At 63.9% G+C, this 11,867-nt stretch carries 8 protein-coding genes and 3 tRNA genes; 10 read left to right on the top strand and 1 reads right to left on the bottom strand.

What is annotated here, in order from left to right:
* The first annotated feature begins 33 nt into the window (after nucleotides 1-33).
* The 9 genes from ACE3RQ_RS09050 (at nucleotide 34) to ACE3RQ_RS09010 (ending at nucleotide 10,254) form a co-directional block, all read left to right on the top strand.
* Entirely contained in the window at nucleotides 34-1,011 is a 978-nt protein-coding gene (locus ACE3RQ_RS09050) for a TAXI family TRAP transporter solute-binding subunit (protein ID WP_374521640.1), read from the top strand.
* Between the two features lie 113 nt (nucleotides 1,012-1,124).
* Entirely contained in the window at nucleotides 1,125-3,704 is a 2,580-nt protein-coding gene (locus ACE3RQ_RS09045; protein WP_374521639.1) for a TRAP transporter permease, read from the top strand.
* A gap of 121 nt (nucleotides 3,705-3,825) precedes the next feature.
* Nucleotides 3,826-3,912: transfer RNA gene (locus tag ACE3RQ_RS09040), tRNA-Leu, on the top strand.
* A 65-nt stretch (nucleotides 3,913-3,977) separates the two neighbouring features.
* Nucleotides 3,978-5,288, top strand: coding sequence for a trigger factor (tig, locus tag ACE3RQ_RS09035; protein WP_374521638.1), 1,311 nt, complete (start codon nucleotides 3,978-3,980; stop codon nucleotides 5,286-5,288).
* Nucleotides 5,289-5,432: 144 nt separating this feature from the next.
* Nucleotides 5,433-6,050: an ATP-dependent Clp endopeptidase proteolytic subunit ClpP gene (clpP, locus tag ACE3RQ_RS09030; protein ID WP_374521637.1), complete on the top strand. Its 618-nt coding sequence runs from the start codon at nucleotides 5,433-5,435 to the stop codon at nucleotides 6,048-6,050.
* A gap of 131 nt (nucleotides 6,051-6,181) precedes the next feature.
* Nucleotides 6,182-7,447, top strand: a complete 1,266-nt coding sequence (gene clpX / locus ACE3RQ_RS09025; RefSeq protein ID WP_374521636.1) for an ATP-dependent Clp protease ATP-binding subunit ClpX — start codon at nucleotides 6,182-6,184, stop codon at nucleotides 7,445-7,447.
* A gap of 93 nt (nucleotides 7,448-7,540) precedes the next feature.
* Nucleotides 7,541-9,973 (top strand): endopeptidase La, encoded by a 2,433-nt coding sequence (gene lon, locus ACE3RQ_RS09020; RefSeq protein WP_374521635.1) that lies wholly within the window; start codon nucleotides 7,541-7,543, stop codon nucleotides 9,971-9,973.
* Between the two features lie 82 nt (nucleotides 9,974-10,055).
* A tRNA-Gly gene (locus ACE3RQ_RS09015) sits at nucleotides 10,056-10,131 on the top strand.
* A 49-nt stretch (nucleotides 10,132-10,180) separates the two neighbouring features.
* Nucleotides 10,181-10,254 (top strand) — tRNA-Cys (locus tag ACE3RQ_RS09010).
* 212 nt (nucleotides 10,255-10,466) lie between these two features.
* Here the strand turns inward: ACE3RQ_RS09010 and ACE3RQ_RS09005 are convergent.
* Nucleotides 10,467-11,024, bottom strand: a complete 558-nt coding sequence (locus ACE3RQ_RS09005; protein WP_374521634.1) for a C40 family peptidase — start codon at nucleotides 11,022-11,024, stop codon at nucleotides 10,467-10,469.
* A gap of 213 nt (nucleotides 11,025-11,237) precedes the next feature.
* Between ACE3RQ_RS09005 and ACE3RQ_RS09000 the strand changes: the two genes are divergently transcribed.
* Nucleotides 11,238-11,837: an isochorismatase family protein gene (locus ACE3RQ_RS09000; protein ID WP_374521633.1), complete on the top strand. Its 600-nt coding sequence runs from the start codon at nucleotides 11,238-11,240 to the stop codon at nucleotides 11,835-11,837.
* Nucleotides 11,838-11,867 lie beyond the last annotated feature (30 nt).

Here is an 11,867-nt window from a genome sequence, read left to right as displayed (position 1 = left end):
AACCCAAGCAGAACCCTGCAGGAGACCCCCAGCATGAAAAAAATCCATGTCGGTTTGAGCGCCCTGGCCGCCGCCGCGGCCCTGATGGCACCGGTGACCCCGGTGCATGCCCAGCAAAAGTTCATCACCATCGGCACCGGTGGCGTCACGGGCGTGTATTACGCCGCGGGCGGCGCCATCTGCCGCCTGGTCAACAAAGACCGCGCCAAGCACGGCATCCGCTGCTCGGTGGAATCCACCGGCGGTTCGGTCTTTAACGTGAACACCATCAAGGCAGGCGAACTCGACATGGGTTTCACCCAGTCCGACGTGCAGTTCAACGCCACCAAGGGCGTGGGCCAGTTCAAGGACGCAGGTGCCTATCCCGACCTGCGCGCCGTTTTTGCCGTGCACCCCGAGCCCTTCACCGTGGTGGCCCGCAAGGAAGCCAACATCACCAAGTTTGAAGACTTCAAGGGCAAGCGCTTCAACGTGGGCAACCCCGGTTCGGGCACCCGCTCGTCCGTGGACGAGCTGCTGGCCACCATGGGCTGGAAGGTCAGCGACTTCTCGCTGGCCTCCGAGCTGAAGGCCGACGAGCACGGCCCGGCCCTGTGCGACGGCAAGATCGACGGCTTCTTCTACGCCGTGGGCCACCCCAGCGCCAACATCCAAGACCCCACCACCTCCTGCGGCGCCAAGCTGGTCTCGCTCACCGGCCCGGCCGTGGACAAGCTGGTGAAGGAAAAGCCGTACTACGCCAAGGTCACGCTGCCTGGTGGCCTGTACCCCAACAACCCGCAACCCACCACCACCTATGGCGTGATGGCCACCGTGGTGTCCTCCACCAAGGTGCCGGCCGACACGGTGTACGCCGTGGTGAAAGCGGTGTTCGACAACTTCGATGAGTTCAAGAAGCTGCACCCGGCCCTGGCCAACCTGCAGCCCGAGAACATGGTGAAAGACGGCCTGAGCGCCCCGCTGCACGAAGGCGCGGCCCGCTACTACAAGGAAAAAGGCTGGATCAAGTGATCGGGCAGGCCCCTCGGGGCCTTCCGGTCTGAGCGTGGCGAAGACTTCTTCGCCATTTTTTTTAGCGCTCCGTTCACGCCTTTCCCCCTTCGCTCAACCAGAGGAGTACTCCCATGAGCACCGACATCGAAAAAGCCCCCGAGGCGCTGCAGCAACTCGTGGCCGACAGCGACACCGGCGGGCGCAAGCCCACTGGCCTGACCGCGGGCATCGTCTTCGCCGCCTCCCTGTTGTGGGCCCTGTTCCAGTTCTGGTACGCCTCGCCGCTGCCCTTTGAACTGGGCTTTGGCATCCTCAACGACACCGAGGCCCGCGCCATTCACCTCGCTTTTGCGCTGTTCCTGGCCTTCCTGGCCTGGCCCGCGTTCAAAGGCTCGCCGCGCCGCTACGTGCCCGTGGCCGACTGGGTGCTGGCCCTGCTGGCGGCCTTCGCCGGCGCCTACATCATGTTGTTCTACGCCGAGCTGGCCACCCGGCCCGGCCAACCCAATACCGTCGACATCGCCGTGGCCTTCGCTGGCCTGGTGCTGCTGCTCGAGGCCACCCGCCGTGCCGTGGGCTGGCCCATGGCCGCGCTGGCCACCATCTTCCTGGCCTACTGCCTGCTCGGGCCCTGGCTGCCCGAGGTGCTGGCGCACAAAGGCGCTTCGGTCAACCGCCTGCTCTCGCACATGTGGCTCACCACCGAAGGCGTGTACGGCATTGCCCTGGGCGTGTCGGCCGGCACCATCTTCGTCTACGTGCTGTTCGGCGCCTTGCTGGACCGCGCCGGTGGCGGCAACTACATGATGCAGGTCAGCTTCGCGGCCCTGGGCCACCTGCGCGGCGGCCCGGCCAAGGTGGCGGTGGTGTCGTCCGCGTTGAACGGCATGATCTCTGGCTCGTCCGTCTCCAACGTGGTGTCCGGCGGCATCTTCACCATCCCCCTGATGAAGAAGGCCGGCTACGGCGGCGTGAAGGCCGGTGCCATCGAGACCATGAGCTCGGTCAACGGCCAGATCATGCCGCCCGTGATGGGCGCGGCCGCCTTCCTGATGGTGGAGTACGTGGGCATCCCGTATTCCGACATCGTCAAGCACGCCTTCCTGCCCGCCACACTGTCCTACATCGGGCTGCTCTACATCGTGCACCTGGAGGCGCTCAAGCTGGGCATGAACCCCATCGTGAACGCCGAGCCCAAGCCCTGGCGCGTGCGCATCATGCGCAACCTGATCGGCATCGCCGGCAGCATCGCGGTGGTGTGCGCCCTGTACTACCTGCTGCAGGGCATTGACGCCGTGCTGGGCGCCGCCGCGCCGTACGCCACCGCTGCCGTGGTGGTGGGCCTGTACCTGTTCTCCATCTTCCAGGCCGCGCGCAGCCCCGACCTGCCCGACGACATCGACGTGGACAACCCCAAGCCGCTGCAGACCTGGCCCACCGTGCGAGCCGGCCTGCACTACCTCATGCCCATCGGCGTGCTGATCTGGTGCCTGATGGTTGAGGAAATGTCGCCCGCGCTCTCGGCCTTCTGGGCCGTGGTGGTGCTGGTGGTGCTCATGGCCACCCAGCGCCCGCTGATCGAGATGTTCCGTGGCCAGCGCAGCGAAGGCGCCTGGACCTCGGGCCTGCGCTCGGTGGTGGACGGCTTCAACGACGGCTCGCGCAACATGATCGGCATCGGTGTGGCCACCGCCACCGCCGGCATCATCGTGGGCGCCATCACGCTCACCGGCCTGGGCTTGCGCATGACCGAGTTCGTGGAGTTCGTGGCCCAGGGCAACGTGATGGCCATGCTGCTGTTCATTGCCTTCGTCTGCCTGGTGCTGGGCCTGGGCGTGCCCACCACCGCCAACTACGTGCTGGTGGCCACGCTCATGGCGCCCGTGGTGGTGGAACTGGGCGCGCAAAGCGGTCTCATCATCCCGCTGATCGCTGTGCACCTGTTCGTCTTTTATTACGGAATCATGGGCGACATCACGCCGCCCGTGGGCCTGGCCACCTTCGCGGCGGCGGCGATTTCGGGCGAAGACTCCATCAAGACCGGCATCCAGGGTTCTGTGTACGCGCTGCGCACCGTGATCCTGCCCTTCATCTGGATCTTCAACCCGCAACTGCTGCTCATCAACGTGCACACCACGGGCGAACTCATCCGCGTGGTGTTGGCCTGCACATTGGCCACGCTGGTGTTTGCGGCGGTCACGATGAACTGGTTCCGCGTGAAGAACCGCTGGTGGGAGGCCCTGGCACTGGCCGTTGCCGTGGTGCTGCTGTTCCGCCCCGACTTCTTCATGGACCGCCTCCACCCCGAGTACCGCGACGTGCCGGCCGCCCAGGTGTTCGACGTGGCGCGAGATCGACCATCGAATGACCGCGTGGTGATGGTCATCAAAGGCACCACCATCGAGGGCGACGACGTCACCAAGACCGTCGCCTTGCAACTGGGCGAGGCCGGCCCCGATGGCCGTAAGCGCCTGATGGACGCCGGCCTGCAACTGGTGCCCCTGGGCGACACGGTGCAGATCGGTGCCATCAAGTTCGGCACCGCCGCTGCCAAGTCGGGCTTCGAACAAGGCTGGGACGTGAGCGCCATCAAGGTGCCCACCGATCGGCCCACGCCGCACTGGTTCTACCTGCCGGCGCTGCTGCTGGTGGCCCTGGTGTGGTGGTCGCAAGGACGGCGCCTTCCCGCAACGCATCGGGCCAGCGCCTGATGCCCCCTGGCGGTGCCCGCCCTGCGGCTACAATCTTGGGTTGCCGTGAGGTGGGCCACCGGCCCCGTGGCGTGCTCTGTTTGACACAAAGCGCGCCACGGTCGGAACAGCACAAACCGGCGCGCGGGTGGCGAAATTGGTAGACGCACCAGGTTTAGGTCCTGACGCCAGCAATGGTGTGGGGGTTCGAGTCCCCCCCCGCGCACCACATCACATGCGAACAGATTCCCCGGGTCGGTCTGCGGGCCGACCTTTTCCCATTTGGAGAAAACCATGACCGTGACCGTTGAAACCCTGGAGAAGCTGGAGCGCAAGATCACGCTGACGCTTCCGGCCGACGTGATCCAGACCGAGGTGAGCAACCGCCTCAAGCGCCTGGCCCGTGGCGTCAAGATGGACGGTTTCCGTCCTGGCAAGGTGCCGATGAACGTGGTGGCCCAGCGCTACGGCTACTCGGTGCACTACGAAGTCATGAACGACAAGGTCGGCGAAGCCTTCGCCGTGGCCGCCAACGAAGCCAAGCTGCGCGTGGCCGGCCAACCCAAGATCACCGAGAAGGAAGGCGCTCCTGAGGGCCAGCTGGCCTTCGACGCCGTGTTCGAGGTGTACCCCGAAGTCAAGATCAACGATCTGACCACCGCCGAGGTGGAAAAGGTCTCGGCCGAGGTGGACGAAGCCGCCATCGACCGCACCGTGGAAATCCTGCGCAAGCAGCGCCGCACCTTCGCCCAGCGCGCCCAAGACCAGGCCGCTCAAGACGGTGACCGCGTCACCATCAACTTCGAAGGCAAGATCGACGGCGAGCCCTTCGAGGGCGGCAAGGCCGAAGGCTTCCAGTTCATCGTCGGCGATGGCCAGATGCTCAAGGAATTCGAAGACGCCGTGCGCGGCATGAAGTCGGGCGAGAGCAAGACCTTCCCGCTGGCCTTCCCGGCCGACTACCACGGCAAGGACGTGGCCGGCAAGACCGCTGACTTCCTGGTCACCGTCAACAAGATCGAAGCCGCCAACCTGCCCGAGATCAACGCCGATTTCGCCAAGTCCCTGGGCATCACTGAGGGCACCGTGGAAGGCCTGCGCGCCGACATCCGCAAGAACCTCGAGCGCGAAGTGAAGTTCCGTCTGCAGGCCCGCAACAAGGCCGCCGTGATGGACGCCCTGATCGCAGCGGCCGAACTCGACCTGCCCAAGTCGGTGGTGCAAGCCGAACTCGACCGCATGGTCGAAGGCGCTCGCGCCGACCTGAAGCAGCGCGGCGTGAAAGACGCCGACAAGGCCCCCATCCCCGAAGAGCTGTTCCGCCCGCAAGCCGAGCGCCGTGTGCGCCTGGGCCTGATCGTGGCCGAGCTGGTGCGCGCCAACGAGCTGTACGCCAAGCCCGAGCAAATCAAGGCCCACATCGACGAACTGGCCGCTTCCTACGAGAAGCCCGCCGACGTGGTGCGCTGGTACCAGGGCGACAACCGCCGCATGGCCGAAGTCGAGGCCATCGTGGTGGAGAACAACGTGGCCGAGTTCGTGCTGTCCAAGGCCAAGATCACCGACAAGGCCCTGGCCTTCGACGAACTGATGGCCCAGGCCTGATCCCGCGCGGTTGCCCCGGGCAACCCGTGACACAGGGCGGAGCGATCCGCCCTTTTTTTTGCCGCTTTGCCCCCCATGTGCGGAGGGCCCCGGGCCGTTGGTTACAGTAGCCCCGTGGCAATACATCAATCGATGGAGAAACGCATGAGCGCAATGGACATTCAGGGCCTGGGCATGGTGCCCATGGTCATCGAGCAGTCGGGCCGGGGCGAGCGCGCCTACGACATTTACTCCCGTCTGCTCAAGGAGCGCGTGGTCTTTCTGGTGGGGCCGGTCAACGACCAGTCGGCCAACCTCGTGGTGGCCCAGCTGCTGTTCCTGGAAAGCGAAAACCCCGACAAGGACATTTCCTTCTACATCAACTCGCCCGGCGGGTCGGTGAGCGCCGGCATGGCGATCTTCGACACCATGAACTTCATCAAGCCCGACGTGTCGACCCTGTGCATCGGCATGGCCGCCAGCATGGGCGCCTTCCTGCTGGCTGCTGGCGCCAAGGGCAAGCGTTTCGCGCTGCCCAACAGCAAGGTCATGATCCACCAGCCGCTGGGCGGCACCCAGGGCCAGGCCACCGAAATCGAGATCCACGCCCGCGAGATCCTCAAGACCCGCGAGCAGCTCAACAAGATCCTGGCCGAGCGCACTGGCCAGCCGCTGGAAAAGATCGAGCGCGACACCGAGCGCGATTACTACCTGAGTGCCGCCGAATCGGCCGAATATGGCCTGATCGACAAAGTCATCGACAAGCGCGGCGCCGCCGCCTGATTCAGGCCTTTTCCCCGGGCAGGGCCCCGGGCCGAAGGCGGAAGACTGCACCGGCGTCGGTGTTTTTCTTCCGTTTCCGGCCCTGGGCCCTGAACTATCATTGCCGTCATCCGTTTACGTTCTTCTCTCCCATGGCCGACAAAAAAGCTGCCTCCAGTGAAAAAGCGCTCTACTGCTCGTTTTGTGGCAAGAGCCAGCACGAGGTCAAGAAGCTGATCGCCGGCCCGTCGGTGTTCATCTGCGACGAGTGCATCGACCTGTGCAACGACATCATCCGGGACGAGCTGCCCGGTCTGGACGCTGCCAAGCCGTCCGCCGATGACCTGCCCACCCCCGCGCAGCTCAAGTCCAACCTTGACCATTACGTGATCGGCCAGGAAGCCGCCAAGCGCGCCCTGGCCGTGGCCGTCTACAACCATTACAAGCGCCTGCGCCACAAGCAGGCCGCTCGCAAGGACGACGTGGAACTGGCCAAGAGCAACATCCTGCTCATCGGCCCCACGGGTTCGGGCAAGACCTTGCTGGCCCAGACCATGGCCCGCATGCTCAACGTGCCTTTCGTCATGGCGGACGCCACCACCCTCACCGAGGCGGGTTACGTGGGCGAAGACGTCGAGAACATCATCGCCAAGCTGCTGCAGAGCTGCAATTACGACGTTGAGCGCGCCCAGCAGGGCATCGTCTACATCGACGAGATCGACAAGATCACCCGCAAGTCCGACAACCCCTCCATCACCCGTGACGTGTCGGGCGAGGGCGTGCAGCAGGCCTTGCTCAAGCTCGTCGAAGGCACCATGGCCAGCGTGCCGCCGCAGGGCGGGCGCAAGCACCCCAACCAAGATTTCCTGCAGGTCGACACCACCAACATCCTGTTCATCTGCGGCGGCGCATTCGCCGGTCTGGAAAAGATCATCGAGAACCGCACCGAGGCGTCCGGCATGGGCTTCGGCGCGGTGGTCAAGAGCAAGAAGCAGCGCTCGCTGACCGAGGCCTTCCGCGAGATCGAGCCCGAAGACCTCATCAAGTTCGGCCTCATTCCCGAACTGGTGGGCCGCCTGCCGGTGATCGCCAGCCTGGCCGAGCTCACCGAAGACGCGCTGGTGCAAATCCTCACCGAGCCCAAGAACGCGGTGGTGAAGCAGTTTGCCCGCCTGCTGTCGATGGAAGGTGCCGAGCTTGAGGTGCGTCCGGCGGCGCTCAAGGCCATTGCACGCAAGGCATTGGCGCGCAAAACCGGTGCTCGCGGTTTGCGCTCCATTCTGGAAAACGCCCTGATCGACACCATGTTCGAACTGCCCGGCATGACGAACGTGGAGAAGGTGGTGGTGGACGAAACCACCATCGACGAAAACAAGCCACCGTTGCTGGTTTACCGCGAAGCGGCCAAACAGGCCTGAGGCCTTGGCATTTCGGCGAAACCTCAACCCCACGGCGCGCGAGCTTGAAGTCTCGCGCGTCCGCCCCATCTGTCCGTTTTCACGAGGTTGATCATGTCCGGACAAACTCCCCTGCCCAGCACCCCGGTGGACCTGCCGCTGTTGCCCCTGCGTGACGTGGTCGTGTTCCCGCACATGGTGATTCCCCTTTTCGTGGGGCGTCCCAAGAGCATCAAGGCCCTGGAATCTGCCATGGAGGCCGAGCGCCGGATCATGCTCGTGGCCCAGAAGGCCGCCGCCAAAGACGAGCCCTCCACCGACGACATGTTCGAGATGGGCTGCGTGGCCACCATCCTGCAGATGCTGAAACTGCCCGATGGCACCGTGAAGGTGCTGGTGGAGGGCGGGCAGCGCGCCAAGGTGCTGAGCATCCGCGAGGGCGAGAGCCACTTCATCGCGCACGTGGCGCCGATTGACCCCGCGCAAGAACGCGAGGCGGCCCAGGCCATTGAGCTCGAAGCCCTGCGCCGCGCGGTGATGCAGCAGTTCGACCAGTACGTCAAGCTCAACAAGAAGATCCCGTCCGAGATCCTCACCTCGATTTCCAGCATCGACGACGCGGGGCGCCTGGCCGACACCATCGCCGCCCACCTCCCGCTCAAGCTGGAATCCAAGCAGGTGGTGCTCGACCTGGACAGCGTCGCCAAGCGCCTGGAAAACCTTTTCGAGCAGCTCGAGCGCGAGGTGGACATTCTCAATGTCGACAAGAAGATTCGCGGGCGCGTGAAGCGCCAGATGGAAAAGAACCAGCGCGACTTCTACCTCAACGAGCAAGTCAAGGCCATCCAGAAGGAACTGGGCGAGGGCGAAGAGGGCGCCGACATCGAAGAGATCGAGAAGAAGATCAAGGCGGCCAAGATGCCCGCCGATGCGCGCAAGAAGGCCGATGCCGAGCTCAAGAAGCTCAAGCTCATGTCGCCCATGTCGGCCGAGGCCACGGTGGTGCGCAACTACATTGACGCGCTCGTGGCGCTGCCCTGGAGCAAGAAGACCAAGATCAAGCACGATCTTTCTTTCGCTGAGGGCGTGTTGAACGAAGACCACTATGGTCTGGAGAAGGTCAAGGACCGCATCCTGGAATACCTCGCGGTGCAACAGCGGGTAGACAAGGTAAAGGCCCCCATCCTCTGCCTGGTGGGCCCACCGGGCGTGGGCAAGACCTCGCTGGGGCAGTCCATCGCCAAGGCCACCGGTCGTAAGTACGTGCGCATGGCCCTGGGCGGCATGCGCGACGAAGCGGAGATTCGCGGGCACCGCCGCACCTACATCGGCGCCATGCCAGGCAAGGTGCTGCAAAGCCTGTCCAAAGTGGGCACGCGCAACCCGCTGTTCCTGCTCGACGAGATCGACAAGCTCGGCACCGACTTCCGCGGTGACCCTTCCAGCGCCTTGCTGGAGGTGCTGGATCCCGAGCAGAACCACACCTTCGGTGACCACTACGTGGAGGTTGATTTCGACCTGTCCGACGTGATGTTCGTGGCGACCTCCAACTCCATGAACATCCCGCCGGCCCTGTTGGACCGCATGGAGGTGATTCGCCTCTCGGGTTACACCGAAGACGAGAAAACCAACATAGCCGTGCGTTACCTGCTGCCCAAGCAGATCAAGAACAACGGCATCAAGGACGGCGAACTCGACGTGCGCGAAGACGCTGTGCGTGACATCGTGCGCTACTACACCCGTGAAGCCGGCGTGCGCTCGCTGGAGCGCGAGCTGTCCAAGATCTGCCGCAAGGTGGTCAAGGGGTTGCTGCTCAAAAAGTACGAGCCCACCGTGGTGGTGACGGCTGAGAACCTCAGCGATTTCCTGGGCGTGCGCAAGTACAGCTACGGCCGCGCCGAGCAGCAGAACCAGGTGGGTCAGGTCGTGGGCCTGGCCTGGACTGAGGTGGGCGGCGACTTGCTGACCATTGAGGTCGCCACCATGCCGGGCAAGGGTGCCACCACGCGCACTGGCTCGCTGGGTGACGTGATGAAAGAGTCGGTCGAGGCCGCTCGCACGGTTGTGCGCAGCCGCTCGCGAGTGCTGGGCATCAAGGACGAGATGTTCGAGAAGCGTGACATCCACATCCACGTGCCTGACGGCGCCACGCCAAAGGATGGCCCGAGTGCGGGCATCGCCATGACAACGGCGCTGGTGTCGGCCCTCACCGGCATTCCGGTGCGCGCCGATGTGGCCATGACGGGCGAAATCACCTTGCGTGGCGAGGTGACGGCCATTGGCGGTCTGAAGGAGAAGCTGCTGGCTGCTCTGCGTGGCGGCATCAAGACGGTGGTCATCCCCGAAGAGAACGTGAAAGACCTGGCGGAGATTCCCGACAACGTCAAGCAGGGCTTGGAGATCGTGCCGGTGAAATGGATCGACAAGGTGCTCGCCATTGCGCTGGAGCGGCAGCCCGTGGCCTTGACGGAAGAGGAAGTGGCGGCCCAGGTGGCCGCAGCCGCGACCCGAGCCGTCCCGGCCGATGCCGATGCGGTGAAGCACTAAAAAATCGCGCGCCCTTGCGGGAGGCGCGATTTTTACGCTATAATTTCAGCTTCTAACGAACACTGCAGTGCAGTTAGAAAACGCGGGAATAGCTCAGTTGGTAGAGCGCAACCTTGCCAAGGTTGAGGTCGCGAGTTCGAGCCTCGTTTCCCGCTCCAATCAAGTTAAAAAAGGGAAGCTAAGCTTCCCTTTTTTACGCAGGTCAGCGGCGCGATAGCAAAGCGGTTATGCCCCGGATTGCAAATCCGGTTAGTCCGGTTCGACTCCGGATCGCGCCTCCAGACAATGCCCATCGAATTGGGCGCCAAGAAGCCCTTCGGGGCTTTTTGTTTTTGGGCGTCGAGCGCGCTATCTGTGCACACCTGGTTTGCCGTTGTTCGGTCTTGACTGCACAAGGCAGGCACCTCAGCGGCGTTGATGGGTATTTGCTGCGCGAACAAAAAAGGACTCTCGATGGAGTCCTTTTTTGGGGAGGGGGCGTGGCCGGCGAGGGTCAGGGCTTGTTGGCTTCGGCGCTCATTGGCACCCGTCTGGCGCCATTAAAACGCGTTTGCCAGTAGCTTTGGCGCATGTCTTCCACACGAACGTGGGAGCCGGCTCGAGGGGAGTGGATGAACTTGCCATCTCCCACGTAAATGCCCACGTGGCTAAAGGCGCGCCGCATGGTGTTGAAGAAGACCAGATCGCCGGGCTTGAGTTCGTTGCGATCGATCACTTCCGTGGCTGCGGCTTGTTCGTCGGACCGGCGTGGCAGCACCTTGCCCACCGACTGTTCAAACACAGCGCGCACGAAGCCGCTGCAATCGAATCCGGTTTCGCTGGAATTGCCGCCGTACCGGTAGGGAACGCCGAGGAAGGCCATGGCGTTGATGACGAGGCTGGATGCCTGTTCGCTCATGGAGTCGCGAGCCTGCTGCACCTGCTCGCCCAAGCGGGTCATGAGGCCTTTTTCTGCCAACAGCGCGTCCATGTCTTCGAAGCGATTGCCGTTGCCTGGTGCAGCCATGGCTTGGGCGACTGACAGGGACAGGACGAGGGCAATCAAACGCATAGGGGAGGAGGGTACCGGCGCAGGCATGCCTCGTCAAGCCCGAAAAGCGGTGCAACACCTTGATTTTTCGAGGGATTTTGCATTCCTTGGCTGGAAGGCCCGTCGAAGCGGATGGGTGGTAGACCTTGGGCGGTTCTCAGCGCTGGCTGCGCCCAAGGGTGTCCGACAGCACGCGACACTGCGACAATGCGGCGTTCATCATCGCCAATGCCTATGTTGCTCGACGTTTCCGAATCTCAGTTGGTCCTGGTTGACTACCAGTCCCGCCTCATGCCGGCCATCGCGGATGCGCCCTTCGTTCTGGCCAATACCCTGCGCTTGGCCCGCATTGCCAAGCTGATGCAAGTGCCCGTGTGGGGCACCGAACAATGCCCTGACAAGCTGGGCAGCAACCCGCCCGAGTTGCGCGATTTGTGCCGAAAAACCCTGGCGAAGCAGCATTTCAGTGCTGTGGCCGATGGCCTGGGCGACTGGCTGCGGCCGCCGGCCCGGCCCGCGGGCAACGCGCGCAGCCTGCCCAAGCACCTGCAGAAACCCGTGAGCCCCATCAATGAGCGCGGCACCATTGTGGTGGCGGGTTGTGAGGCGCATGTGTGTCTGTTGCAGACCGCCCTTGAGCTGCTGGAAGAGGAGTTTGACGTTTGGGTGGTGACCGATGCCTGCGGGTCGCGCACCGAGCGCAACCGCGACGCGGCATTTGATCGCCTGGCTGGTGCTGGGGCCGAGCTGGTGACCACGGAAATGGTGGCCTTTGAATGGATGCGCAGCGCCGATCACCCGGCTTTCCGTGAGGTGCAGGCCTTGATCAAGTGACGGGGCGCGGCGGGCCTGCATGAGGGCCTG

Origin of the sequence: Hydrogenophaga sp., from assembly GCF_041913525.1 — a bacterium.
In the GTDB taxonomy this organism is placed as follows: domain Bacteria; phylum Pseudomonadota; class Gammaproteobacteria; order Burkholderiales; family Burkholderiaceae_C; genus Hydrogenophaga.
This window is presented reverse-complemented; position numbering and strand designations above follow the sequence as displayed.